This is a genomic window from Cellulomonas timonensis (genome assembly GCF_900046455.1).
Classification (GTDB): Bacteria; Actinomycetota; Actinomycetes; order Actinomycetales; family Cellulomonadaceae; genus Cellulomonas_A; species Cellulomonas_A timonensis.
Genome location: NZ_FCOT01000012.1, coordinates 489,915 through 515,795, shown reverse-complemented (window position 1 = coordinate 515,795; position 25,881 = coordinate 489,915). Strand labels below are relative to the sequence as shown.

Sequence of the window (25,881 nt, the reverse complement as noted above, 5' to 3'; positions counted from 1 at the left end):
GACATGGGTGACGACCTCGAGCGGGTCCTGCTGACGGAAGAGCAGATCAACACGCGGCTCGACGAGCTGGCCCAGCAGATCGACGCCGACTACGCCGGCAAGGACGTGCTGGTCGTGGGAGTGCTGAAGGGCGCCGTGATGGTGATGGCCGATCTGGTGCGCCGCCTGCACACGTCGGTCGAGATGGACTGGATGGCCGTCTCGTCGTACGGCTCGGGCACGAAGTCCTCGGGCGTCGTGCGCATCCTCAAGGACCTGGACACGGACCTCATCGGCCGCCACGTCCTCATCGTCGAGGACATCATCGACTCGGGCCTCACCCTGTCGTGGCTGCTGGCGAACCTGCGCAGCCGCGGCCCGGAGAGCGTCGAGATCGCCACCATGCTGCGCAAGCCCGACGCCGCGAAGGTCGAGGTCGACGTGCGCTACGTCGGGTTCGACATCCCGAACGAGTTCGTCGTCGGCTACGGGCTCGACTACTCGGAGAAGTACCGCAACCTCCCGTTCGTCGGGACGCTCGCGCCGCACGTCTACAGCGCCTGAGCGATTCCTGCCCTGGGCGAACAGGGGCGGTCATCCCCAGTTCCACCGTGTAGTTTTCAAGCCGACCCAGACCCAGCCTTGCGACCGGAGGGATGAGGGGTCTCGCCCCGCCCATGAATCTCAAGCGCCTCACCCGTGGCCCCGCACTGTGGATCGTGCTCGCCGTCCTCCTCCTGTGGATCGGCGCGACTGCGCTGACCGGATCCGGTGTGCAACGCATCGACACGTCCACGGGCCTGGAGTTGATCCGCGACGGCAAGGTCGAACAAGCCCAGGTCACCGAGGGTGCCCAAAAGGTCGACCTCACCCTCAAGGACGACCTGGAGCAGGACGGCACGAACCTCGGCAAGAACGTCGAGTTCTTCTACGTGACGCCGCAGGGCGACACGGTGGTGGACGCGATCGCCGAGGCCAACCCCTCCGGCGGGTACAACTCCGACGTCCCGCAGACGTCGTGGTGGACCAGCCTGCTGAGCCTGGTGCTGCCGTTCATCATCATCCTGGGCCTGTTCTGGTTCCTCATGTCGAACGCCCAGGGCGGCGGCTCGCGTGTGATGAGCTTCGGCAAGTCCAAGGCGAAGCTCGTGAGCAAGGAGTCCCCGCAGGTCACGTTCGCGGACGTCGCGGGCGTGGACGAGGCGGTGGAGGAGCTCCAGGAGATCAAGGAGTTCCTCGCCGAGCCCGCGAAGTTCCAGGCGGTCGGCGCGAAGATCCCCAAGGGCGTGCTGCTGTACGGCCCGCCCGGCACCGGCAAGACCCTGCTCGCCCGCGCGGTGGCCGGCGAGGCCGGCGTGCCGTTCTACTCGATCTCCGGCTCGGACTTCGTCGAGATGTTCGTCGGCGTCGGCGCGAGCCGTGTGCGCGACCTGTTCGAGCAGGCCAAGCAGAACGCCCCGGCCATCATCTTCATCGACGAGATCGACGCCGTCGGGCGCCACCGCGGCGCCGGCATGGGCGGCGGCCACGACGAGCGCGAGCAGACGCTCAACCAGATGCTCGTCGAGATGGACGGCTTCGACGTCAACGCGAACGTCATCCTCATCGCGGCGACGAACCGCCCGGACATCCTCGACCCGGCGCTGCTGCGCCCGGGCCGCTTCGACCGCCAGGTCGCCGTGGACCCGCCGGACATGAAGGGCCGCGAGCGGATCCTCACGGTGCACGCCCAGGGCAAGCCGATGGCTCCCGGCGTGGACCTCGCCGCCGTCGCGCGCCGCACCCCCGGGTTCACGGGCGCCGACCTGGCGAACGTGCTCAACGAGGCCGCGCTGCTGACCGCCCGCACGAACGGCGAGATCATCGACGACCACACCCTCGACGAGGCCATCGACCGCGTGATCGCCGGGCCGCAGAAGCGCACCCGCATCATGAAGGTCAAGGAGCAGAAGATCACCGCGTACCACGAGGGCGGCCACGCGCTCGTGGCGGCCGCCCTGCGGTACACGGACCCCGTCACCAAGGTGACGATCCTGCCGCGCGGCCGTGCCCTGGGCTACACGATGGTCATGCCCACCGAGGACAAGTACTCGACCACGCGCAACGAGCTGCTCGACCAGCTCGCGTACGCGATGGGCGGCCGTGTCGCCGAGGAGCTCGTGTTCCACGACCCGACGACGGGCGCGAGCAACGACATCGAGAAGGCCACCGCCGTGGCCCGCAAGATGGTCACGCAGTACGGCATGAGCGAGAAGCTCGGCGCCATCCAGCTCGGGCAGCAGTCCGGCGAGGTCTTCATGGGCCGCGACATGGGCCACGGGCGGGACTACTCCGAGGCCGTGGCCGCGACCGTCGACGTCGAGGTCCGCCGCCTGATCGAGGCCGCGCACGACGAGGCCTGGTCGGTGCTCGTCGAGTACCGCGACGTGCTGGACCGCCTGGTCCTGGAGCTGCTGGAGAAGGAGACGCTCAACCAGCAGCAGCTCGCCGAGATCTTCGCACCGGTCGTCAAGCGCCCGCCCCGCGAGGTGTGGCTGTCGAGCGAGGAGCGCGCGGTGTCCGACCGTCCGCCGGTGCTCACCCCCGCCGAGCGCGCCGAGCAGAACGGCACGGTCATCCCGGAGGACGAGGCCGCCGCGGCCAAGGCCGAGCACCCCGCGCAGGTCACCGTCGAGGTGCCGCCGGAGGACACGCCGAAGCCCTATGGGCAGGACTGAGCCGGTGGCGGGCGAGCACGTGGGCGAGTACGACGCCGCCCGGGTCGAGGCGGCCGTTCGCGAGCTGCTGATCGCCGTCGGCGAGGACCCGGACCGCGACGGCCTGCTGGAGACGCCCGCCCGGGTCGCGCGCTCGTACGAGGAGACCTTCAGGGGCCTGCGCCAGGACGCCGGGGACGTGCTCACCACGAGCTTCGACCTCGGCCACCAGGAGCTGGTGCTGGTCAAGGACATCGAGGTGTACTCGACGTGCGAGCACCACCTGGTGCCGTTCCACGGCGTCGCGCACATCGGCTACATCCCCGGCCCCGAGGGCCGGATCACCGGGCTGTCCAAGCTCGCACGGCTGGTGGACGTGTACTCCAAGCGGCCCCAGGTGCAGGAGCGGCTGACCACGCAGATCGCGGACGCGCTGGTCGACCACCTCAAGCCGGCCGGCGTCCTGGTGGTGATCGAGTGCGAGCACCTGTGCATGTCGATGCGCGGCGTCCGCAAGCCCGGCTCCCGGACCGTGACCTCCGCAGTGCGCGGCCAGATGCTCGAGGCCGCGACGCGTGCCGAGGCCATGAGCCTCGTCCTGCGGGGCTGACACACCCCCTAGGCTCGTTGTCGTGAGCACCGGCACACGGCCCCGTCCCCTCCCGGACCAGTTGGCGCGGCTCGACCGCACCCTGGTCATGGGCGTCGTCAACGTCACCCCCGACTCGTTCTCGGACGGCGGGCGGTGGTTCAAGCCGGGCGCCGCCGTCGCGCACGGCGTCACCCTGATGGGCCAGGGCGCGGACATCTTGGATGTGGGCGGGGAGTCCACGCGGCCCGGATCGCGGCGGGTGCCCGTCGACGAGGAGCTTGTGCGGGTGCTGCCCGTGGTGGAGGACCTGGTCCGCCGGGGAGCGGTGGTGAGCGTCGACACCACGCGCGCGGTCGTGGCCCGGGAGGCCGTGGCCGCAGGGGCGCAGATCATCAACGACGTCTCCGGCGGGCTCGCCGACCCTGAGATGCACGCGACCGTCGCGCGGACTGGCGTCGTCTATGTGGCGATGCACTGGCGTGGCCACGCCGACGTGATGGACGCGAACGACAGCTATGGCGACGTGGTGGCGGATGTGCGTCGTGAGCTGGCCGAGCGGGTCGCGGAGCTGCGGGCCGCCGGGGTGCACGACGAGCAGATCGTGCTGGACCCGGGACTCGGCTTCGCGAAGGCCGGCAGTAGCAACTGGCCCCTCCTGGGGCGGCTGCCCGAGCTCGTCGCCGACGGGTTCCCGGTGCTCGTGGGGGCGTCCCGCAAGCGGTTCCTGGGCCACCTGCTGGCCGGGCCGGAGGGGGGGCCGGCGCCGCCGTTGGCCCGTGACGGAGCCACGGCCGCGGTGTCCGCGCTGGCCGCGCAGGCCGGGGCATGGTGCGTGCGGGTGCACGAGGTGGCAGGCTCAGCGGACGCGGTCCGCGTCGCGGCGGCATGGCGGGACGGCGCCGACGACCGGGGCGCTACGACGACGAGGGAGGACATGCCGTGAGCACCGAGGCGGGCAGCCAGGCGCCCGGAGGCGGCGCCCCGTGGGCCGGTGGGGTCACCCTCGACTCCTCGGGCCGGCCCCTCGACCAGATCCGGCTGGTGGGCATCGCCGCCATCGGCCACCACGGGGTGTTCGAGCATGAGCGCCGCGAGGGGCAGCGGTTCGTGGCCGATGTCGTGGTGCACCTCGACACGCGCCGGGCCGCCGCGGGGGACGACCTCGCGCACACCCTGCACTACGGCATCCTCGCCGAGCAGGTCGCGGCCGTCCTCGCCGGGGACCCGGCGGACTTGGTCGAGACGGTCGCGGAGCGGATCGCCGCCACGGTGCTGGCCTTCCCCCAGGCCGTGGCCGTCGACGTCTCCGTGCACAAGCCGCAGGCCCCGATCACCGTGCCGTTCGACGACGTGGTCGTCACGATCCACCGCGACCGGACCAAGCTCCCCGCCGCGGAGCCGTACCGTGCGCCGGCCGAGGCGTCCGCGCCCACGCCTGTCCAGGCGCCGCCCACGTCGACGGCCGCGTTCCCGCTGGTCGCGCCGTCCGCTGCCGCCGCGCCGCCGCCGGTTGCCGCGGCCACCGCGCCTCACCCGAGCTGGCACGAGGTGCTGCAGACCGGCAGCCAGCCCACCGCCGACGGCTCGGCGCACGCCCCGGCGCCACAGGACGTGCTCGACGTGCCGCCCGCGCACCCGGTGAACGTGGTGATCGCACTCGGCGCCAACCAGGGCTCCGCGCAGGAGACCCTGCGGGCGGCGGTCACCGACCTGGCCCGCGTGCCGGGGCTCGAGGTGGTGGACGTGTCCCCGCTGGCCCGCACCGCGGCAGTCGGCGGCCCTGAGCAGCCCGACTACCTCAACTCGGTGGTGCTGGCCCGCACCACGCTGGCGCCGCGCGCCCTGCTGCACGCCACGCAGGCGATCGAGCAGGCCCACGGCCGGGAGCGCTCGGAGCGCTGGGGCCCCCGCACCCTCGACATCGACCTCATCGTGGTCGGCTCGACGCTGGCGGTCACCGACGACCTCGAGCTGCCGCACCCCCGGGCGCATGCCCGGGCGTTCGTGCTGCAGCCGTGGGCGCAGGTGGACCCGGACGCGGTGCTGCCCGGCCTGGGCGGCGGCCCGGTCGCTGCCCTCGCGGCGACGGCCCCGGACCGCGACGGCATCCGGTGGCTGGCGCTCGACTGGCTGACCGCCCCCGTCCCGGCGCCGCAGCCCGAGCCGCAGCCCGACGCGGAGCAGGGCCGCGACGCGGGGCCGTCCACCACGGGGACGTCCCCCGCGGCGCACGGACAGCACCCGAGCCAGCACCCCGCAGGCGACTGGCGGGCGTGATGCAGCGCACGCGCTGGCAGACACTGCTGCTCGTCACGCTGGTGACCACCTCCGCCGGGTGGCTCCTGCTGGTGGTGCTCGAGAACCGCCGGGTGACCCCGCCCACTGTGCCGTGGCTCGTGCTGGTGGTGGAGATCGTCATTGCGGGCGTGGTGTTCGCGATGGGGTGGGCCGTGCGGCAGTTCCTGCGGGGCAAGCGGCCGACGCTTGACCCGATCCGGGCGGCCCGCACCGCTGTGCTCGCCAAGGCGTCCTGCTACACCGGCGCGCTGCTCGCCGGGTGGTACTTGGCGCAGGTGCTGATCGTCGCGGGCGACCTGGACATTGCGTCGCAGCGCGGGCGGGCCGGCGCGGCGGCGCTGGCGGCGTTCGGCGCGCTGGTGCTGGCTGCTGTGGGGCTGGTCGTGGAGTGGTTCTGCCAGGTCCCGCCGGAGGACGGCGAGGAGGCCGCGCGGCGCGACCACAATCCGGGGCCGGTCGCTGGCTGACCGTCCTGCCGTGGAAGTGCCGGGCGGTGGAAGGATGGTGGCCATGACCGCACATGAGCACGGTGCTGCCGCCCTCGACGCCCCAGGGCCGTTCGACCCGTCTGACGTGACCTGGACTCCGGTGTCCGGCCGCCTGGCGACCGCGCGCCTGACGTCGACCGGCATCGTGCTGGTCATCGCGCTGGTGGCGACGGCGACGCCCGCGGTCCTCTCGGGGCTGCCCTGGCTGTGGTCGCTGCCCGCCGTGGTGGTGCTGTGCGGGGTGTGGGCGGCGCTGCTGATCCCGCGCCAGGTCCGTGCGCTGGCCTATGCCGAGCGCGCCGACGACCTGCTCATCCGCCGCGGCATCATGCTGCGCTCGCTGGTCGTGGTGCCGTATGGGCGGATGCAGTACGTGGACGTGACCGCCGGCCCGCTGGCCCGCAGGTTCCAGATCGCCTCGGTGCAGCTCCACACGGCCGCCCCGGGCACGAACGCGACGATTGACGGCCTGCCCCCGCATGAGGCCGCCCGGTTGAGGGACCGGCTCGCGTCACGCGGTGAGGCCAGGCTGGCGGGGCTGTGAGCACCGACAGTGGTCCTCGCGGCGTCGAGCCGGAGTCGAGGGGCGGCGTCGAGCCGGAGCCGACGGGGAGCGTCGAGCCGCAGGAGTGGCGCCGGATGCATCCCATCACCCCGGCCATCAAGGGGGGGAAGGTCCTCGTCGGCGTCCTCGTGATCGCGAGCTACCAGTTCGGCGACGACCTGCGCCGGGCCGCCGACCTGGTGCAGGGCGGCGGCTGGCGGATCGTGCTCGGGGTCATCGCCGCTGTCGTGGTGGTCGGGTTCGGGTACTCCGCGCTCGCCTGGCGGATGACGCGGTACGCCGTCACCGACGAGGCCGTGCACCTGCAGCAGGGCGTGCTGTTCCGCCAGCAGCGGCAGGCGCGGCTGGACCGTTTGCAGGCGGTGGACGTGGTGCAGCCGCTGTTGGCCCGGCTCACCGGGCTCGCCGAACTGCGGCTCGAGGTCGCGGGCGGATCGGGCTCGGCGGTGTCGCTGGCGTTCCTGCGGGAGCCCGAGGCAGAGGCCGTGCGCGCCGAGCTGCTCGCGCGCGCCGCCGGGGTGCGCCGTGCGGAGAGCGAGGTGCAGGCGCCCGCCGCCCCGGAGCAGCCGCTGTTCGAGGTGCCGATAGGGCGCCTCGTCGCCGCCACGCTCCGCTCGGCCGCGACGGTCGGGCTGGTGGTCATCGTCATCGCGATCATCGTGATCACTGTGGTCAACCGCGACGTCGGGCCCGCGTTCGTGCTGGTGCCCGGTCTGCTCGGCTTCGCCGGCTACTTCTGGACGCGGTTCAACCGCGGCGCGAACTTCCGGGCCGCGATCTCCCCGGACGGCATCCGGCTGCGGCACGGCCTCACCGAGGCGCGGGCGCAGACGGTGCCCCCGGGCCGGGTGCAGGCGCTGTCGATCACCCAAGGCCCGTTGTGGCGCGGGCCTGACTGGTGGCGCGTGGAGATGAACGTCGCCGGTTACGGCGGGTCGAGCGACTCCGACCACGCCACCGAGAACGTGCTGCTGCCCGTGGGCACCCGCGACGAGGCGGTGCTGGCGTTGTGGCTGGTGCTGCCCGATCTCGGCGTCCCCGATCCCCGGGCGGTCGTCGAGGCCGGCCTGTCCGGGGCCGGCGACGACGCCGGGTACACCACGGTTCCGCAGCGCGCGCGATGGCTCGACCTGCTGGCCTGGCGCCGCCGCGGGGTGCTGGTCACCGACCGGGCCCTGCTGATCCGCTCGGGGCGGTTCGTGCGCCGGCTCGTCGTCGTGCCGCATGAGCGCACCCAGTCCCTCGCGCTCCGCCAGGGGCCGATCCAGCGGCGGCTGCGGGTCGCCTCGATGGTGGTGCACTCCACGCCGGGGCCCGTGAGCCCCACGGTGGACCACCTCGACGAGCAGGTCGCCGCGCGGTTGCTCGAGGAGCAGTCCGACCGGGCCAGCACGGCCCGCAAGGTCGCGACGCCCGAGCAGTGGATGCGCCGGCCGGAGGGCGCATGAGCGCGGGCGGCGACCCGTCGCGCCGCCCTGGGCGCCTGGGCGTCGGGGTGATCGGCGCGGGCCACGTGGGCGCCGTGCTGGGCAGTGCGTTGCGCGCGGCCGGGCACCCGGTGGTCGCGGTGAGCGCGATCTCCGCCGAGTCGCGGGAGCGCGCGGAGATGCTGCTGCCGGGCGTCCCGGTGGTCGACGTGCCCGAGGTGGTGCGCCGCGCCGAGCTGGTGCTGATCGCGGTGCCGGATGACGCGTTGGCCGGGCTGGTGAGCGGCTTGGCGGACCTGGGCGCGTGGCAGCCCGGGCAGATCGTGGCGCACACCTCGGGCCGGCATGGCATCGACGTGCTGGCGCCTGCGCGCGCGGCGGGGGTCATCCCGCTCGCCATGCACCCCGCGATGACGTTCACCGGCACGTCGCTGGACCTGTCCCGGCTGGAGGGCACGACGTTCGCGGTGACGGCGCCCGGGCCCGTGCTGCCGATCGCGCAGGCGCTGGTCGTGGAGATCGGCGGCGAGCCGGTGGTCATCGCCGAGCAGGATCGCGCGCTGTACCACGCGGCCCTCGCGCACGGCGCGAACCACCTGGTGGTGCTCGTCGCGCAGGCGGGGCAGGCACTCGCCGCCGCGGGGGTCGACGATCCGGGCCGGGTGTTGGCGCCGCTGCTGAACGCCGCCCTCGATGGGGCCCTGCGCGGCGAGTCGGCCACCGCGACGGGCTCCGGCTGGGACGACGTGGCTGGTGAGCGTGACGAGCCGGGCGACGCGCTCGCGCTGCGGGGGGCGGGCGCCCTGACGGCGCTCACCGGGCCGGTGCGCCGCGGTGACGCGGGCACCGTCCGGGACCACGCCGAGGTGCTCGCCGAGCTCGGCGCCCGCACCGGCGCCGTGGACATCTCCGCCAGTTATCGTGTCCTCGCCCGTTCGGCGGCGCAGCGCGCGCTGGCGGCGGGCCAGCTCCGCGAGGACGCCGCGCGCGACGTGCTGGACGCGCTGGCCGATCCGGGCATGACCGCGCCGCCGGGGGCGTTGCACCAGGGGGAGCGCGCGGGACCCGGTCCCGAGCGGGACTCCCACGACTCCCACGACCCCGACGACCCGCACGACCCGCAGGAGGACGACGCATGAACCCGCTCGACAGCGCGGGCGGGCCCACGCTGGCCCGCACCCGACAGGAGCTGGCCGACGCGCTGGCCCCGACTGGCGCCGGGGGCGCGCGGGCCGTCGTGATGACGATGGGCGCGCTGCACGCCGGGCATGTCGAGCTGGTCCGCGAGGCCAAGCGGCTGGCCGCCCAGGTGGTCGTGTCGATCTTCGTGAACCCGCTGCAGTTCGGCCCTGGCGAGGACCTCGACAGGTACCCGCGCGACCTGGACGGCGACTTGGCGACGCTGACCGGCGAGGGCCTGCTCGGCGCCGGGGACGTGGTGTTCGCGCCCACGCCCGAGGTGATGTACCCCGAGGGCGACCCTGTGGTGCGCGTGACGGCGGGCCGGATCGGCGAGGTGCTCGAGGGCGCGTCCCGGCCCGGGCACCTCGACGGCGTGCTGACCGTCGTGCTCAAGCTGCTGCACCTCACCCGCCCCGACGTGGCCCTGTTCGGTGAGAAGGACGCGCAGCAGCTCGCGGCGGTGCGCCAGATGGTGCGGGACCTCGACGTGCCGGTGCAGGTGCGCGGGGTGCCCACGCAGCGCGACGTCGAGGGCTTGGCGCTCTCCTCGCGCAACGCCTACCTCACGCCTGAGCAGCGCGCCCGCGCGCTCGCGCTGTCCCGGTCGCTGCGCGACGCCGCCGAGGCCGCGCGAGCGGGGGCCTCGCCGGACGACCTGCGGGCCCGCGTGCGCACGGCACTGGACGCGGCGCAGATCGACGTGGACTACGTCGCGCTGGTCGATCCCCGCACCTTCGCGGACGTCGCGGCGGACCACCGCGGGATGGCGGTGCTCGCGCTCGCCGCGCGGGTGGGCGGCGTCCGGCTCATCGACAACACGACGCTCGAGCTGGGCGGGTCCGACCTGGGCCTGCACGGCGCGGGCGTGGCAGGCACGCGTCAGGCCGACGCACACCAGGGAGAAGCATGACCACGCTGCAGCGACCGATGATGATCGGCAAGATCCACCGCGCGACGGTGACACAGGCCGACCTGCACTACGTCGGGTCGATCACCGTCGACGCCGATCTGCTGGCGGCCGCGAACCTGCTGCCCGGCCAGCAGGTGGACGTCGTCGACGTCACCAACGGCTCCCGGCTGACCACGTACGCCATCGCGGGGGAGAGCGGCTCGGGCCAGGTGTGCATCAACGGCGCGGCAGCGCACCTGGTGCACCCGGGCGACATCGTCATCCTCATCGCGTACGGGATCATGTCGGATGCCGAGGCTCGCACGTATGAGCCGCATGTGGTGCTGGTCGACGGCGAGAACCGCATCATCGACACAGGTGACGACCCCGGGCAGGTGCCCGCCTCCTGGACCGAGGAGTCGGGCCTCGAGCCCAGCGGGGTGCCGTTCACCGAGGGGCGTGGGCTGGTCCAGGGCTCGAGCTGGTGACCGGGGCGCCCGCACCCGTCCCCCCGACGACCCTCGCCGCGACGGCGCCGTCCAGCGCTCCCGCGCAGGCCGACCCCGCCGTCCGGCTGGCCACGCGGCTCGCCGCGCCCGCGCCCGGCTGGACCGTGCGGGCCGATGCGATCGTCGTCGGCTCCGGCATCGCCGGCCTCACCGCGGCCCTGGAGCTGCGCACCCGCGTGCCGCATGTGCTGCTGGTGACCAAGGGCCAGCTCGTCTCGGGCTCGACGGTGTGGGCGCAGGGCGGCATCGCCGCGGTGCTCGACCCCACCGACTCCACCTCCGCGCACCTGGCGGACACGCTGGTCGCGGGAGGCGGCCTGTGCGACCCCGCTGCCGTCGAGGTGCTGGTCACCGAGGGCCCAGCCCGGGTGCGCGAGCTCGTGCGGCGTGGCGCCCTGTTCGACCTCGCGCCGGATGGCGCGATCGCGCTCACCCGCGAGGGCGGCCACCACGCGGACCGGATCGTCCACGCGGGCGGCGACGCGACGGGCGCCGAGGTCTCGCGCGCGCTGGTGGCCCGCATCGAGGCGGTGCGCGACGACCCGGGCATCGAGGTCATCGAGCACGCTCTGGTGCTCGACGTGCTCACCGGGCCGCCGGGCTTGGACGGCCGCCCGGGCGCGGCCTGCGGCGTGACGCTGCACGTGATCGGCGAGGGCTCCCGCGACGGCGTCGGCGCGGCGCTGGCCCCGGCGGTGGTGCTCGCGACGGGCGGCATCGGCCAGGTGTTCCGCTCCTCGACCAACCCCGCGCAGGCGACGGGTGACGGGATAGCCGCGGCCCTGCGGGCCGGCGCCGTGCTCGGCGACGTCGAGTTCGTGCAGTTCCACCCGACGGTGCTGTGGCTGGGCGCCCACGCCAAGGGGCAGCTCACGCTCATCTCCGAGGCGGTGCGCGGCGAGGGCGCGCTGCTGCTCGACACCGACGGCGCGCGGTTCATGCCCGCGGTGCACCCGATGGCCGAGCTCGCCCCCCGGGACGTCGTCGCGCATGCGATCGTGCGGCAGGCGGCGGCCACGTCCTCCGACCATGTGCTGCTCGATGCCCGCCACCTGGGCGCGGCGTTCCTGCGCCGCCGGTTCCCGACGATCTATGAGCGGCTGCTCGAGCACGGCATCGACCTGACCACTGACTTGGTGCCGGTGGCCCCGGCCCAGCATTACCACTCGGGCGGCGTCGTCACCGACCTGAACGGGCGCACGTCCGTGTCCGGCCTGTACGCGGCGGGGGAGGCGGCCTGCACGGGCGTGCACGGCGCCAACCGCCTCGCCTCGAACTCGCTGCTGGAGGGGCTGGTCTTCGCGCACCGCGCCGCCCGGGACATCGCCGCCCGGGGGGGCGCAGGCGACCTCGTGCGGGCCGAGCCGGTGGAGCGCGCGGGTGCTGCGGCCCTGGTGGCGGCCGCGACGCGCTCGCGCATCCAGCGCGCGGCCTCCGACGGGCCGGGGGTGCTCCGCTCGGCGCAGGGCCTGCTGGCGGCATCGGAGATCCTCGCCCGGGTCCCCACGGACGCGCACATGGGATCAGCGGGGGGAGTCGTCGCCGACCCGCAGGCAGCCGAGTGGGAGACCACGAACGTGCACCAGGTCGCGGCAGTGCTCACGGCCACCGCGCTCGCGCGCACGGAGAGCCGGGGCGGGCACTTCCGCACTGACCACCCGCTCCCCGAGGACAGGTGGCGGCTGCGGCTCGAGGCGAGGCTCGACGCGCAGGGCGCGCTCGTGGTCACCCCGGCGCCGTTGCCCGGAGTGGTGGCGGAGGCGCGCCCGGCCTGAGCCGCGCGGCGAAGGCCCGCCTACTCGACGGGCAGGCCGGCCTCCCGCCAGGCGCGGGTGCCCCCGGCGACGTTCCGCACGTCGTAGCCCTGGCCCTCGAGCCAGGCGGCGGCCTGGCCGGAGCGCCCACCCACCTCGCACACGAGGTACACGGGCCCGGTCAGGGCGCCGATCTCGGCGTGCCGCGCGACCAGCTCGGACAGCGGCACCGAGATCGCGCCGGGCACGTGCCCGTCGGCGTACTCGACGTCCTCGCGGACGTCCACCACGGGGGTGGCCGGGTCCTGCCGCAGCAGGGCGTGCAGGTGGGTGATGTCGATCTCGTGCACGGTGAGCTCCTTCGACGACGGCGCGGCTCGGTAGCCCCTGCCTCCCAGCATGCCATCGGCCGGGACGGCTGCGAGCATGGCGCCGGGCAGCGCTAGCGTGGCTCTGTGACCTCGACTGCCCCGCACACCGTCGTCCCCGCCTCGCGTCCGCTCGACCCCGCCTGGACCCGCCGCACGGTGGCCGTGGCCCTGGACGAGGATCTCGGGGCGGCGCCCGGGCGGGATGTGACGAGCCAGGCGACGGTGCCGCCGGATGAGCTCGGCGCAGGCCGCCTGGTGGCCCGCGAGCCCGGCGTGGTCGCCGGCCTCGTCGTCGTCCAGGAGGTGCTGGACCAGGTCGTGGCCCGGCTCGGGCTCGCCGCGGCGACCTGCGAGCAGCGGGTCGCGGACGGGACTCGCGTCGAGCGGGGCGACGTGCTCGCGGTGCTCACCGGCCCGGTGCAGGCGCTGCTCGTCGCGGAGCGGACGCTGCTGAACCTGGCCTCGCGCGCATCCGGCGTCGCGACCCACACACGCCGCTGGGCCGATGCGCTCGAAGGCTCCGGCGCCCAGGTGCTGGACACCCGCAAGACCACCCCGGGCCTGCGCGAGCTGGAGAAGTACGCGGTGCGCTGCGGTGGCGGCACGAACAAGCGCATGGGCTTGCACGACGTCGCGATGGTCAAGGACAACCACGTCGTGGCGACGGGCTCGGTGGCGGCGGCTGTGCGCGCGGTGCGGGCCCGCTTCCCCGAGGTCGCGATCCAGGTCGAGGCGGACACGCTGGACCAGGCGCTCGAGGCCGTCGAGGCGGGCGCGCGCTTCCTGCTGCTCGACAACATGCCCGCCCCGGTGCTGCGCGAGGTGGTGGCGGCCGTGCGGGCGCGCGAGGGCGCCGTGGGCCGGGTGGAGCTGGAGGCGACCGGCAACCTCACGCTCGACCGTGCGGCCGAGGTCGCGGCCACCGGCGTGGACTATCTGTCGGTCGGAGCCCTCACCCACTCCTCGCCGATCCTGGACCTCGCCCTGGACCTGGACGAGCGCGGCTGAGGGCCCAGGGTCCGCCAGTAGGATCGGCTCGTGAGCGAGACGCCCCTTCCCCAGCCCGACGAGGACCTTCCCGAGCAGATGCGGGTCCGCCGCGAGAAGCGCGAGCGGATGTTGGCCGCTGGCGTCGAGGCGTATCCCGTCTCGGTGCCGCGCACCCACACCATCGCGGAGGTCCGCAAGGCCTACTCGCACCTCGAGGCCGGCCAGGAGACCGAGGACGAGGTCGGCGTCGCGGGCCGGGTGGTCTTCCTGCGCAACACCGGCAAGCTGTGCTTCGCCACCCTGCAGGACGGCGAGGGCAACCAGCTCCAGGTGATGCTGAGCCTCGCGGAGGTGGGCGAGGACCGTCTGGCCGCGTTCAAGGCCGACGTGGACCTGGGCGACCACCTCTTCGCGCACGGCAAGGTGATCAGCTCGCGCCGCGGCGAGCTCTCCGTCTTCGCCGACTCGTGGCAGCTCGCCGCGAAGGCCCTGCGCCCGCTGCCGGTGCTGCACAAGGCGCTCTCCGAGGAGGCCAGGGTGCGGCAGCGCTACGTCGACCTCATCGCGCGCCCGGCGGCCCGTGACGCGGCCCGCCTGCGCGCCGGCGTCGTGCGCTCGCTGCGGGAGAACTTCCACCGCCGCGGCTACCTCGAGGTCGAGACGCCGATGCTGCAGACGCAGGCGGGCGGCGCCACGGCCCGCCCGTTCGTCACGCACATGAACGCTTTCGACATCGACCTGTACATGCGCATCGCGCCGGAGCTGTTCCTCAAGCGCGCGGTGGTCGGCGGGATCGAGAAGGTCTTCGAGATCAACCGGAACTTCCGCAACGAGGGCGCCGACTCCACGCACTCGCCGGAGTTCGCGATGCTCGAGGCGTACGAGGCCTACGGCGACTACGACACCATGGCCGCGCTCACCGAGGACCTGGTGCAGACCGCCGCGCTCGACGTGCTCGGCACCACGACCGTCACGCTGGCCGACGGCACGGAGTACGAGCTGGGCGGCCGGTGGACCCAGCTGACGATGTACGGCTCGCTCTCGGAGGCGCTCGGGGAGGAGATCACCGCGCAGACGTCGGTGGCCCACCTGTCGGCCATCGCGGAACGGCTCGGCGTGGTCGTCGACCTGAAGCAGGTCAGCCACGGCAAGCTCGTCGAGGCCGTCTGGGAGCACCTGGTGGGCGACCACCTGGTGGCGCCCACCTTCGTGCGGGACTTCCCGGTGGAGACGTCGCCGCTGACCCGCGACCACCGGACGCTTCCGGGCGTGGTGGAGAAGTGGGACCTGTACGTGCGCGGGTTCGAGTTGGCCACTGCCTATTCAGAGCTCGTGGACCCGGTGATCCAGCGCAAGCGCTTCGAGGCGCAGGCATTGCTGGCCTCGGCTGGTGACGACGAGGCCATGCTGCTCGATGAGGACTTCCTCACAGCAGTCGAGTATGCGTTGCCGCCGACGGGCGGCATGGGCATGGGTATCGACCGGTTGCTCATGGCGATGACCGGCATGGGCATTCGCGAGACGATCCTCTTTCCGCTGGTGAAGCCCCACAACCCGCAGGGCTGAACGCGTTTCTCGGGCCTCGGGTCGTCGTGTCGCACGGCGCCCCGAGGCCTTCGCGGCCCCCACGCTGACGGGTCGTAGACTGGCCGCGTGAACTCCGTGACAGCCGCCCTCGCCGCCATCGTGCCCTCGATCGGTGTCGGGGTCCTCTTCTGGCTCACGATCCGCGCGTTGGTCAATGCCGATCGAAACGAGCGTGCCGCGCTCGCGCGCCTCGACGCCCAGGACGCCACTGCGGCGCAGCCGGCCATTGCTGTCACCCGGGAATCGGATACCTGACGTTCACAACTCGTCCACAGAGTTCCCCCGTCAACGGTTCATGGGATATGACCGTCATCCTTTGACGCGACTTTGAATTGGTGCGATGCTCTGATCACGCATTCTTCACTAAGTCGTCCAACAGGAGACAACACAATGGCTCAGAAGGTTCAGGTCCTGCTCGTCGACGACATTGACGGCGGCAACGCGGACGAGACCGTCACTTTCTCCCTCGATGGCGTGTCCTACGAGATCGACCTCACGTCCGCGCACGCCGCTGAGCTGCGGGACGCCATGGCCACCTGGGTCGGCCACGCGCGCAAGGTGGGCGGCCGCTCCGCCAGCCGCTCGACCCGCGCCCGCCGTGCGGGTGGCGGCGCGGACGCCGGCGCCATTCGCGACTGGGCGAAGGCCAACGGCCACCCCGTCTCCGAGCGCGGCCGCATCTCGGCCGATGTCCGCGCCGCGTACGAGGCCGCGCACTGACGCACCCGTTCCGCACACACACGAACCCGGCGCCCTGTCAGAGGGCGCCGGGCTCGTGTGCGTCCGGGGTGGTGCTGATCAGGCGGGACGGTCCGTGGTGAGCTCCCGGACCGCCGCATATTGCGCGCGCACCTGCGGGGCGGAGTCCGCCCGGTAGACGTCGGCCACGCCGGCCGCGCCCCACGCCGGGGCGTGCTCGGCGCCGGAGAGCGCCCACGCGGCCTGTCGGGCCGCCCCGTCGGCGACGTACTCCCCAGGGGTGGGGACCGCGACGTCCAGGCCCAGCACGCTGGGGGCGATGCGCCGCACGGCCTCGGACTGCGCGCCGCCGCCGATGAGGAAGACCCGCCGCACCGGCACGCCCTGGGCCCGCAGGGCCTCCACGCCGTCGGCGAGGGCGCACAGCATGCCCTCCACGGCGGCGCGGGCCAGGTGGGCCGGGGTGGTGTTCGCCAGGCGCATGCCGTGCAGCGCCCCGGTGGCGTCGGGCTTGTTCGGGGTGCGCTCGCCCTCCAGGTAGGGGACGAGGACCAGCCCGTCGGCGCCTGCCGGGGCGGCGAGGGCCAGGGCGGAGAGGCCCGCGTGGTCGACGCCGAGCATCCGGGCCGCCGCGTCGAGCACGCGGGAGGCGTTCAGCGTGCACACCAGCGGCAGGTAGGCGCCGGTGGCGTCGGCGAAGCCCGCGACCAGGCCCGATCCGTCGGCGACCGGGACGGTGGAGATCGCCGAGACCACACCCGACGTGCCGATGGAGATGGCGACGTCGCCGGGCTCCAGGCCGAGGCCCAGCGCGGCGGCTGCGTTGTCACCCGCCCCGGCGCCGAGCACGGCGCGGCGGGCGCCGAACGTCGAGGCGCCGGCCCGCTCGCTGGGCCCGGCGACGCGCGGCAGCACCGCGTCGTGGCCCAGGGCCAGCTCGAGCAGGTCGCGGCGGTAGTCCTCGGTGAACGGGGACCAGTACGCGGTGCCCGAGGCGTCGGAGCGGTCCGTGACGAGCGCGTCGATGCCGGGGGCGCCCGCGAGCTTCCAGGTCAGCCAGTCGTGGGGGAGGGCCACGGCCGCGGTGCGCTGGGCGTTCTCGGGCTCGTTGTCGCGCAGCCAGCGCAGCTTGGTGCCGGTGAACGAGGCGACGGGGGTCGCGCCCACGGCCTTGGCCCACGCGTCGGGGCCGCCGAGCTCCTCGGTCAGGTCGAGTGCGGCGCCGGCGGAGCGGGTGTCGTTCCAGAGCAGCGCGTCGCGGACGACCTGCCCGTCGGCGTCGAGGGCGACCATGCCGTGCTGCTGGCCGCCGACGGCGATCGCGTCGACGTCGTCGAGGCCCCCCGCGTCGGCGACGGCGGTCTGCAGGGCATCCCACCAGTGGGCGGGCGCGATCTCGGTGCCGTCAGGGTGGGAGGCGCGCCCGTTGCGGACGAGGGCGCCCGTCTCGGCGTCGCGGATGACGACCTTGCAGGACTGGGTGGACGAGTCGACCCCGGCGACGAGCGGCATGCGGACATCCTTCGGAGGTGGGAAAGGCGAGGGGGACAGGCAGACCCGGCGACCGTGTGGGACGGTCGCCGGGTCCAGGGTGCTGGCTGGGTCAGCGGGCGCCGAGCGCGTGCTCGAGCGCGAGCTGGTTGAGGTGCACGAAGTCGAAGCCGCGGGCGGCCACGGCGTCGACGTCGAGGTCCTCGTAGGCGGACGTGTCGTTGAGCAGGTCGGCCAGCGTCTCGCCCTCGGAGAGGGTCGGGATCGCGAGGTCGAAGACGCCCGACGCCTCGAGCGCGGCCTGCACCTCGGGGTCGGCGCGGAACGCGAGCGCCCGCTCCTTGAGGATGAGGTAGGTGCTCATGTTGGCGGCGGCCGAGGCCCACACGCCGTCGAAGCTCTCGGTGCGCGACGGCTTGTAGTCGAAGTGGCGCGGGCCGTCGTAGCGCGGGCCGCCCGACGGGAAGCCGTTCTCGATCAGGTCGACCGTGGCGAACGCGGAGAACAGGTCGCCGTGACCGAAGACGAGGTCCTGGTCGTACTTGATCGAGCGCTGGCCGTTGAGGTCGATGTGGAAGAGCTTGTCGGCCCACAGCGCCTGGGCGATGCCGCCCGTGTAGTTCAGGCCGGCCATCTGCTCGTGGCCCGTCTCGGGGTTGAGGCCGACGATGTCGCCGTGCTCGAGCTGGGCGATGAAGCCGAGCGCGTGGCCGACGGTCGGGAGCAGGATGTCGCCGCGGGGCTCGTTGGGCTTGGGCTCGATCGCGATGCGCAGGCCGTAGCCCTTCTCCTTGATGTAGGCGGCGACGGTGTCGATGCCCTCGGCGTAGCGGTCGTGCGCGGCCTTGAGGTCCTTCGCGGAGTCGTACTCGGCGCCCTCGCGGCCGCCCCACATGACGAACGTGTCGGCGCCGAGCTCGGCGGCCAGGTCCACGTTGCGGACGATCTTGCGCAGGCCGTAGCGGCGCACCCGGCGGTCGTTCGAGGTGAACGCGCCGTCCTTGAAGATCGGGTGGCTGAACGTGTTGGTCGTGACCATCTCGACCTTGATGCCGGTCTCGTCGAGCGCGCCCTTGAAGCGGTCGAGGATCTTGTCGCGGCTGCTGGCGTCAGAGCCGAACGGGACGACGTCGTCGTCGTGGAACGTCACGTAGGACGCGCCGAGCTCGGCCAGCTTGTGCACGGACTCCACCGGGTCCAGCCACGGGCGGGTGGCGTCGCCGAACTGGTCGCGCGCTTCCCATCCGACGGTCCACAGACCGAACGAGAACTTGTCTTCGGGGGTGGGCTTCAGTGCCATGGGGGCTCCTCGTCGAGATTTGTTGTGTCTCTGAACTTATCCATCGGAAGCGCTAGGGTCAAGTCATGCCCGCCCACAGCACAGGACCGGTCCGCCGGCCGCGTTCCGCCGCGCCCGTCGACCGCGCCGCCCGCCAGGCAGGCGTGCGCGATCAGAACCTGAGCCTCGCTCTGCGTCACGTGCTGGACTGCGCACAGCCCCAGTCTCGCGCGGACATCGCCACTGCGACAGGGCTGTCACGCGCCACTGTCTCGGGCCTGGTCGACGAGCTCATCGCCGCCGACCTGCTGGTCGAGCTCGAGCCCCTCGCCGCGGTGCGCGCGGGGCGCCCTGCCGTGCCGCTGGCGCCCGCGCGCGGCACCGTGGCCGGCATCGGCATGGAGATCAACGTCGACTACCTGGGCGTGCGCGCGCTCGACCTGGGGGGGCGCGTGCTCAGCGAGCGCGTCGAGCTCGGCGACTTCCGGGACAGCGACCCGGTGGCCGTCCTCGACCGATTGGCGCGGATCGCGGGCCGCGTCGTGGCCAACCTCGGCGCCGACGGCATCCGGGTGGCGGGGACGGCGCTCGCCCTGCCCGGCCTCGTGGACCGCATCACGGGGCCGTTGCGCGTCGCGCCGAACCTGGGGTGGCGGGATGTCGACGTGATCGGGATCCTCACCGCGCACCCCGTGCTCGCGAGCCTGCCGCCGCGGCTGGCGAACGAGGCCAAGCTGGCGGCCCGGGCGGAGGCCGACATCCGCGGCCATGACGGCCAGCGTCCGAGTTTCGTGTACATCTCGGGTGAGGTCGGGATCGGCGCGGCGATCGTGCTCGACGGCGAGATCTTCCCTGGTCGGCACGGTTGGAGCGGCGAGATCGGGCACACGGTGGTCGACGCGTTCGCCGCGCCCGAGGGTCGTCCGCAGGCCTCCGGCCGGGCGGTGTGGCGCCAGCCCGAGGGGATATCGACGTTGGAGGACCTGGCGGGCCAGGACGCGCTGATGCGGGGCGCCGGCCTCGACCCCACCGAGCCGCTGGCCATCCTGCTGCGGGCTGCCCTCGCAGGCGAGCCCGCGGCGCTGGACTCCCTGCATCGCGGGGCCACGGCTCTTGGCGTCGCGGTGGCGAATGTCGTGAGCGTCGTGGACGTCGGCCTGGTGGTGCTGGGCGGGACGTTCGGAGAGGTCTTCCCGTATGTGCACAAGGCCGTCGAGCAGCAGCTCGAACGGTGCGTGATCTTCTCGCCGTGGTCGCCGATCGAGGTCAGCGCCGCGCAGGCGGGGGAGTACCCCGCCATGACCGGCGGCGCCCTGGTGGCGCTGAACGCGGTGGTGTCCGACCCTGCCGGTTGGGCCGACGCGGCGGCGTTGGTCGATGCGTGAGCCCTGGGCTCTCGCGGGTTGATGTCTGGTTGATCCAGATGTCTGGGCATTCGGCAAGCGCTGGAACAGAATCGAGACCGATCTGTGATCTTGTCGTTGTCGATATGTGATAATCGATGGCTGTACTTGCGGGTTACTGCGTGTGCTCGCACCCAGAGTTCAGGGTGGGAACGCGTCGGACAGTGATCCGAAAGCAGCGGGGGGCGCGTCGGCGCGGTCGGGGCGCCTTCGCGGAATGCTCCCTTTCACCGGGCGCGATGGGGCGCCCAACGCCGACCGGGCAGTCCGGGCGGTGGGATGAAAGGTCGGACAACGATGTCTCAGATCACCAAGCTCATCGCCGCGGCGGCGGGAGCCGCGCTCCTCCTGGGCGCCACGGCGTGCGCTGACTCGACTCCGGGCGCCGTGGGGGAGGTCGACGTCGCGAGCGGGCTTATCGGGATCGCGATGCCCACCAAGAGCCTCGAGCGCTGGAACAAGGACGGCGCGCGCCTCGAGGGCCTGCTGCAGGACGCCGGCTACGACACGAACCTGCAGTTCGCCGACAACAACGCCGGCCAGCAGATCACCCAGCTCCAGGACATGCTCCAGCAGGATCTCGACGTGCTGGTCATCGCCCCCGTCGACGGCTCGTCGCTGACGGGCGTCCTCGCCGAGGCGAAGGACAAGGGCGTCATCGTCATCGCCTACGACCGCCTCATCAACGACACCGGCGACGTCGACTACTACGCGACCTTCGACAACTACGAGGTCGGCAAGCTGCAGGGCAGGTTCATCGTCGAGAAGCTCGATCTGCGCGCAGGCGCCGGGCCGTTCAACCTGGAGCCCTTCGCGGGGGCCCCGGACGACAACAACGCCAAGCTCTTCTTCGCTGGAGCCTGGGACGTGCTCGCGGAGTACGTCAGCAACGGACAGCTCGTGGTGCCCTCCGGCAAGGCTCCGGCGTCGAACGCGGACTGGGCGGGCATCGGGATCCCGGGCTGGTCCGCTGATGACGCCCAGGCCGAGATGGCGGACCGCCTCAACGCGGCCTACGGGACGGCGAAGGTCGACGTCGTGCTGTCCCCGAACGACTCGCTCGCGCTCGGCATCACGAAGGCCCTGCTCGTCGCGGGGTACGTCGAAGGCGTGGGCTGGCCGCTGATCACGGGCCAGGACGCCGACCAGATCAACGTGGAGAACATGATCGCCGACCGCCAGGCCATGACGGTGTGGAAGGACACGCGCATGCTCGCCGACCAGGCCGCTGGCATGGTCGACCAGGCCGTCAAGGGCTCGAAGGTCACGGTGAACGACGAGATCACGTACCACAACGGCGCGAAGGTCGTCCCGACCTACCAGCTGCCGCCCGTCGTCGTCACCAAGGACTCGATCAAGGGCACGCTCCTGGACTCCGGCTTCTACAAGCCGGAGGATGTCGGCCTCTGACGCCCGACGCCTCGCCGCACGCCGGCGCCGACGCCCACGCGGCGCTCGGCGCCGGCTTCGTCGTGTCTGGGGCGGCGCGCGGGCCTGCGTAGCCATATCGTGACAATCTAGGCGCGCTCAAGTCTTGCGCCGCGTACGTTCACCTCCTAAATTCAGCGCCACAACAAATCGGGCAGATGCGGCCCGAGGCGACACGTGGGGGCATGGGGCGACGGAGCCCAGGCAGGCCGCCCCCTGGACAGCGCGGGCGCGACGAGGCGCCCGGGGCGTCGACCGGGTGGTCCGGCGGCGGGACGGAAAGGGCGGACGATGATGTCTCTCACGACCAGAACGATCGCCGCGGCCGCAGGGGTCGCGCTCCTGCTCGCGACTGCCGCATGCAGCACCGAGCGGGACGCCGACACCGAGGAGACCGGGGGCGCCGCCGCCGAGGGCTCGCTGATCGGCATCGCGATGCCGACCAAGAGCCTCGAGCGCTGGAACAAGGACGGCGCGCACCTCGAGTCGCTGCTGCAGGACGCGGGCTACGAGACAGACCTGCAGTTCGCCGACAACAAGGTGGACCAGCAGATCACCCAGCTCCAGAACATGATCAACCAGGACCCGGCCGTCCTGGTCATCGCCTCGATCGACGGCACGGCGCTGGCGCCCGTCCTGGCGCAGGCGAAGGAGAAGGACATCACCGTCATCGCCTACGACCGCCTGATCAACGGCACCGAGGACGTCGACTACTACGCGACGTTCGACAACTACGAGGTCGGCCAGATGCAGGGCGAGTTCATCGTCGAGCAGCTCGGCCTGGACACCGGCGCCGGGCCGTTCAACCTGGAGCCCTTCGCCGGCTCGCCCGACGACAACAACGCCAAGTTCTTCTTCTCCGGCGCGTGGGACGTGCTCGGCGAGTACGTCGCCAGCGGCAAGCTCGTCGTGCCGTCCGGCAAGGCCCCGACCTCCAACGACGAATGGTCCAGCATCGGCATCCAGGGCTGGTCCTCCGAGACCGCCCAGGCCGAGATGGAGAACCGCCTCAACTCGTTCTACGGCTCCGACAAGGTCGACGTGGTGCTCTCGCCCAACGACTCCCTCGCGCTCGGCATCCAGCAGGCCCTTGAGGGCGCCGGATACACCGTGGGCGTGGACTGGCCGCTGGTCACCGGGCAGGACGCCGACGAGGCCAACGTCGAGAACATGATCGCCGGCAAGCAGGCGATGACCGTCTGGAAGGACACCCGCACGCTCGGCGACCAGGTGGCCACCATGGTCGACCAGGTGCTCGCCGGGGAGACGGTGTCGGTGAACGACGAGGAGAGCTACAACAACGAGGTCAAGGTGGTGCCGACCTACCTCCTGACGCCCGTCGTCGTCACGAAGGACACGATCCAGTCCACGCTCATCGACTCAGGCTTCTACTCGGCCGCCGACCTCGGCCTCTGACAGCCGCCGGACGGGGCTGACGGCGGGGCGGGCTGACATGGCCGACGAGGACGCCATCCTCGAGATGCGGGGGATCACCAAGACGTTCCCCGGGGTCACGGCGCTGCACGACGTCACCCTGGAGGTCGCCCGCGCCGAGGTCCACGCGATCTGCGGGGAGAACGGCGCGGGCAAGTCGACGCTGGTGAAGATCCTCTCCGGGGTGTACCCGCATGGAAGCTACGAGGGGGAGATCCTCTTCGAGGGCGAGCCGTGCGAGTTCCGCACCATCCGCGACTCGGAGGAGCGCGGGATCGTCATCATCCACCAGGAGCTGGCCCTCAGCCCCTACCTGTCGATCGCGGAGAACATCTTCCTCGGCAACGAGCGGGCCAAGCGGGGGGTGGTCGACTGGACGGCCACCAACGCGCAGGCGGCCAAGCTGCTCGCCCGGGTGGGGCTCTCCGAGCGGCCCGACACCCCCGTGCTGGACCTGGGGGTCGGCAAGCAGCAGCTCGTGGAGATCGCCAAGGCGCTGTCCAAGCGGGTGCGGCTGCTCATCCTCGACGAGCCCACCGCGGCCCTCAACGACGAGGACTCCAGCCACTTGCTCGACCTGCTCCGCAGCCTGCAGGAGGAGGGCATCACCTCGATCCTCATCAGCCACAAGCTCAACGAGATCGAGGCCATCGCCGATCGCACCACTGTCATCCGGGACGGCCGGACCATCGAGACCCTGCACATGCACGACGAGGTGGAGGTCACCGAGGAGCGCATCATCCGGGCCATGGTGGGCCGGTCCCTGGACGCCCGGTTCCCCGAGCGGACGCCGCGGATCGGCGACGAGGCGCTGCGGATCGAGGACTGGACGGTGCACCACCCCGTCGACGTGGGCCGGGTGGTGGTCGACGGGGCGAGCCTGCATGTGCGTCGCGGCGAGGTGGTGGGCCTCGCGGGGCTGATGGGGGCGGGGCGCACCGAGCTGGCGATGAGCGTCTTCGGGCGCACCTACGGCAGCGGCATCTCCGGCCGCATCCTCAAGGACGGCCAGGAGGTCCGCATCGTGTCCGTGGGGGACGCCATCCGCCACGGCATCGCGTACGCCACCGAGGACCGCAAGAAGTACGGCCTCAACCTGCTCGACACCATCCGCCGCAACGTGTCCGCGTCCGCGCTGGGCAAGGTCTCCCGGTGGGGCGTGGTGGACGGGCGCCAGGAGGTGCGGATCGCCGAGCAGTACCGCACGAGCCTGGGCATCAAGACGACCACTGTGGAGACGCTGACCGGCAAGTTGTCGGGCGGCAACCAGCAGAAGGTCGTGCTCAGCAAGTGGATCTTCGCCGACCCCGACGTGCTGATCCTCGACGAGCCCACGCGCGGCATCGACGTCGGCGCGAAGTACGAGATCTACACGATCATCAACCGCCTCGCGGACGAGGGGAAGGCAGTCATCGTCATCTCCTCCGAGCTGCCCGAGCTGCTCGGCATCTGCGACCGCATCTACGCGTTCTCCGCCGGGCGCGTCACCGGCGAGGTCGCCCGCGAGGACGCGAACCAGGAGTCCCTCATGCACCTCATGACCATGGACAAGGACGGGGCCGCCCGATGAGCACGATGACGACGCCGACGCCCCCGGAGTCACCGCCCCAGCGCACTGCCTCGACGCTGTCCCTGCGGGCGCGCATGCAGGGGATGGGCGGCAACGTGCGCCAGTACGGCATCCTCGGCGCGCTCGTGGTGATCGTGCTGTTGTTCCAGGTGCTGACCGACGGCAAGCTGCTGCTGCCGAACAACGTGGCCAGCCTGGTGCAGCAGAACGCGTACGTGATGATCCTGGCCATCGGGATGGTCATGGTCATCGTCGCCGGGCACATCGACTTGTCGGTGGGGTCGGTGGTCGCGTTCGTCGGCGCCATCGTGGGCCTGTCGATGAAAGAGCTGGGGCTGCCGTGGCTGCTGGCCGTGCTGCTCGGCCTGGCCGTCGGGGCCGCGGTGGGCGCCTGGCAGGGGTACTGGGTCGCGTATGTGGGCATCCCCGCGTTCATCGTCACCCTCGCCGGGATGCTGATCTTCCGTGGGCTGGCCATCGTGCTGGTGGGCGTGACGGTCTCCGGGTTCCCGCAGCCGTTCGTCGACATCTCCAACGGGTCGCTGCCCAACGCGCTCGGGTACGTGGCCAACGGGGACGTGGTCACGCTGCTGCTCGGCGCGGCGACCATCGCGGTGATCGTGACCAGCCAGCTCCGGTCCCGCGCGGCGCTCCGGCGTGAGGGCCTCGTGCTCGAGCCGCGCTTGTCGTTCACCATCAAGCTCGTGCTCATCACCGTGGGCATCGGCGCCTTCGCGTGGATCCTGTCCCAGAGCGCCCGGGGCACGCCGATCGTGCTGGTGATCGTCGGAGTGCTGATCCTCGTCTACACGTTCGTCATGGGGCACACCGTGTTCGGGCGGCACATCTACGCGATCGGCGGCAACCGGCAGGCTGCGATCCTCTCGGGGGTGGACACCCGCAGGACCAACTTCTGGATCTTCCTCAACATGGGCCTGCTGACCGGGATGGCGGCGGTGGTCACCACCTCGCGGGCCGGCGCCTCGGTGGCCGCCGCCGGGCAGAACTACGAGCTCGACGCCATCGCCGCCTGCTTCATCGGCGGGGCGGCCGTCACCGGGGGCATCGGGGAGATCTCCGGGGCCATCATCGGCGCGCTCGTCATGGGCGTGCTCAACATGGGCCTGTCGATCATGTCGGTGGACACCGAGGGGCAGCAGGCCATCAAGGGCTTCGTGCTGCTGCTCGCCGTCGCGTTCGACCTGGTCAACAAGCGGCGCGCCGGGGCCGGGTGACGTCTAGGCTCCACC

The 25,881-nt window shown here is 72.4% G+C and carries 24 protein-coding genes; 21 read left to right on the top strand and 3 right to left on the bottom strand.

Annotation, left to right across the window (positions count from 1 at the left end; genetic code table 11):
- Positions 1-3 precede the first annotated feature (3 nt).
- The 12 genes from hpt (at position 4) to BN3788_RS10760 (ending at position 12,400) form a co-directional block, all read left to right on the top strand.
- Positions 4-543: a hypoxanthine phosphoribosyltransferase gene (gene hpt, locus BN3788_RS10815; protein WP_452094365.1), complete on the top strand. Its 540-nt coding sequence runs from the start codon at positions 4-6 to the stop codon at positions 541-543.
- A gap of 113 nt (positions 544-656) precedes the next feature.
- Positions 657-2,696 carry an ATP-dependent zinc metalloprotease FtsH gene (gene ftsH / locus BN3788_RS10810; protein ID WP_066585640.1) on the top strand — a complete coding sequence of 680 codons (2,040 nt, stop codon included), beginning with the start codon at positions 657-659 and terminating at the stop codon, positions 2,694-2,696.
- Positions 2,683-3,285: a GTP cyclohydrolase I FolE gene (gene folE, locus BN3788_RS10805; RefSeq protein ID WP_066585638.1), complete on the top strand. Its 603-nt coding sequence runs from the start codon at positions 2,683-2,685 to the stop codon at positions 3,283-3,285. Before ftsH ends, folE begins: the two co-directional genes overlap by 14 nt.
- Before the next feature lie 22 nt (positions 3,286-3,307).
- The gene (folP, locus tag BN3788_RS10800; RefSeq protein ID WP_066585635.1) at positions 3,308-4,210 is read left to right on the top strand and encodes a dihydropteroate synthase; all 903 of its coding nucleotides are present in this window, start codon (positions 3,308-3,310) and stop codon (positions 4,208-4,210) included.
- Entirely contained in the window at positions 4,207-5,544 is a 1,338-nt protein-coding gene (folK, locus tag BN3788_RS10795; protein ID WP_234346602.1) for a 2-amino-4-hydroxy-6-hydroxymethyldihydropteridine diphosphokinase, read from the top strand. The genes folP and folK overlap by 4 nt, the downstream gene beginning before the upstream one ends.
- A complete protein-coding gene (locus BN3788_RS10790) occupies positions 5,544-6,032 on the top strand; it encodes a DUF3180 domain-containing protein (protein WP_066585632.1) in 489 nt (162 codons plus the stop codon). The genes folK and BN3788_RS10790 overlap by 1 nt, the downstream gene beginning before the upstream one ends.
- A gap of 43 nt (positions 6,033-6,075) precedes the next feature.
- On the top strand, positions 6,076-6,597 hold the full coding sequence (locus tag BN3788_RS10785; RefSeq protein ID WP_066585629.1) for a PH domain-containing protein: 522 nt from the start codon (positions 6,076-6,078) through the stop codon (positions 6,595-6,597).
- Positions 6,594-8,066, top strand: coding sequence for a PH domain-containing protein (locus tag BN3788_RS10780; RefSeq protein WP_234346601.1), 1,473 nt, complete (start codon positions 6,594-6,596; stop codon positions 8,064-8,066). Before BN3788_RS10785 ends, BN3788_RS10780 begins: the two co-directional genes overlap by 4 nt.
- Positions 8,063-9,184, top strand: coding sequence for a Rossmann-like and DUF2520 domain-containing protein (locus BN3788_RS10775; protein WP_082812805.1), 1,122 nt, complete (start codon positions 8,063-8,065; stop codon positions 9,182-9,184). Before BN3788_RS10780 ends, BN3788_RS10775 begins: the two co-directional genes overlap by 4 nt.
- On the top strand, positions 9,181-10,137 hold the full coding sequence (gene panC, locus BN3788_RS10770) for a pantoate--beta-alanine ligase (RefSeq protein WP_082812804.1): 957 nt from the start codon (positions 9,181-9,183) through the stop codon (positions 10,135-10,137). The genes BN3788_RS10775 and panC overlap by 4 nt, the downstream gene beginning before the upstream one ends.
- On the top strand, positions 10,134-10,604 hold the full coding sequence (panD, locus tag BN3788_RS10765) for an aspartate 1-decarboxylase (protein ID WP_234346600.1): 471 nt from the start codon (positions 10,134-10,136) through the stop codon (positions 10,602-10,604). The genes panC and panD overlap by 4 nt, the downstream gene beginning before the upstream one ends.
- Positions 10,605-10,690: 86 nt before the next feature.
- Positions 10,691-12,400: an L-aspartate oxidase gene (locus tag BN3788_RS10760; RefSeq protein WP_066587070.1), complete on the top strand. Its 1,710-nt coding sequence runs from the start codon at positions 10,691-10,693 to the stop codon at positions 12,398-12,400.
- 20 nt (positions 12,401-12,420) lie between these two features.
- On the opposite strand, the gene BN3788_RS10755 is transcribed toward BN3788_RS10760, so the two are convergent.
- Positions 12,421-12,729, bottom strand: coding sequence for a rhodanese-like domain-containing protein (locus BN3788_RS10755; RefSeq protein WP_066587068.1), 309 nt, complete (start codon positions 12,727-12,729; stop codon positions 12,421-12,423).
- Between the two features lie 105 nt (positions 12,730-12,834).
- Here BN3788_RS10755 and nadC point away from each other — a divergent pair, with 105 nt between their 5' ends.
- The 4 genes from nadC (at position 12,835) to BN3788_RS10735 (ending at position 16,047) form a co-directional block, all read left to right on the top strand.
- Positions 12,835-13,758, top strand: a complete 924-nt coding sequence (gene nadC / locus BN3788_RS10750) for a carboxylating nicotinate-nucleotide diphosphorylase (protein ID WP_066585623.1) — start codon at positions 12,835-12,837, stop codon at positions 13,756-13,758.
- A gap of 78 nt (positions 13,759-13,836) precedes the next feature.
- Positions 13,837-15,306, top strand: coding sequence for a lysine--tRNA ligase (lysS, locus tag BN3788_RS10745; protein ID WP_066585616.1), 1,470 nt, complete (start codon positions 13,837-13,839; stop codon positions 15,304-15,306).
- Positions 15,307-15,393: 87 nt separating this feature from the next.
- Entirely contained in the window at positions 15,394-15,582 is a 189-nt protein-coding gene (locus tag BN3788_RS10740; protein WP_066585613.1) for a hypothetical protein, read from the top strand.
- Between the two features lie 135 nt (positions 15,583-15,717).
- Positions 15,718-16,047: a histone-like nucleoid-structuring protein Lsr2 gene (locus BN3788_RS10735; protein WP_066585610.1), complete on the top strand. Its 330-nt coding sequence runs from the start codon at positions 15,718-15,720 to the stop codon at positions 16,045-16,047.
- A 78-nt stretch (positions 16,048-16,125) separates the two neighbouring features.
- Here BN3788_RS10735 and xylB read toward each other — a convergent pair whose 3' ends face one another.
- Complete coding sequence (gene xylB, locus BN3788_RS10730; protein ID WP_066585606.1) at positions 16,126-17,538, bottom strand: xylulokinase; 1,413 nt, start codon at positions 17,536-17,538, stop codon at positions 16,126-16,128.
- 91 nt (positions 17,539-17,629) lie between these two features.
- Entirely contained in the window at positions 17,630-18,817 is a 1,188-nt protein-coding gene (xylA, locus tag BN3788_RS10725) for a xylose isomerase (protein WP_066585603.1), read from the bottom strand.
- A gap of 65 nt (positions 18,818-18,882) precedes the next feature.
- Here xylA and BN3788_RS10720 point away from each other — a divergent pair, with 65 nt between their 5' ends.
- The 5 genes from BN3788_RS10720 (at position 18,883) to mmsB (ending at position 25,866) form a co-directional block, all read left to right on the top strand.
- Positions 18,883-20,181: an ROK family transcriptional regulator gene (locus BN3788_RS10720; RefSeq protein ID WP_066585600.1), complete on the top strand. Its 1,299-nt coding sequence runs from the start codon at positions 18,883-18,885 to the stop codon at positions 20,179-20,181.
- A 315-nt stretch (positions 20,182-20,496) separates the two neighbouring features.
- Positions 20,497-21,609, top strand: coding sequence for a substrate-binding domain-containing protein (locus BN3788_RS10715; protein ID WP_066585597.1), 1,113 nt, complete (start codon positions 20,497-20,499; stop codon positions 21,607-21,609).
- A 312-nt stretch (positions 21,610-21,921) separates the two neighbouring features.
- Positions 21,922-23,043, top strand: coding sequence for a multiple monosaccharide ABC transporter substrate-binding protein (chvE, locus tag BN3788_RS10710; RefSeq protein ID WP_066585592.1), 1,122 nt, complete (start codon positions 21,922-21,924; stop codon positions 23,041-23,043).
- Positions 23,044-23,080: 37 nt separating this feature from the next.
- Entirely contained in the window at positions 23,081-24,631 is a 1,551-nt protein-coding gene (gene mmsA / locus BN3788_RS10705) for a multiple monosaccharide ABC transporter ATP-binding protein (protein WP_066585589.1), read from the top strand.
- Positions 24,628-25,866 carry a multiple monosaccharide ABC transporter permease gene (gene mmsB / locus BN3788_RS10700; protein WP_066585586.1) on the top strand — a complete coding sequence of 413 codons (1,239 nt, stop codon included), beginning with the start codon at positions 24,628-24,630 and terminating at the stop codon, positions 25,864-25,866. The genes mmsA and mmsB overlap by 4 nt, the downstream gene beginning before the upstream one ends.
- Positions 25,867-25,881 lie beyond the last annotated feature (15 nt).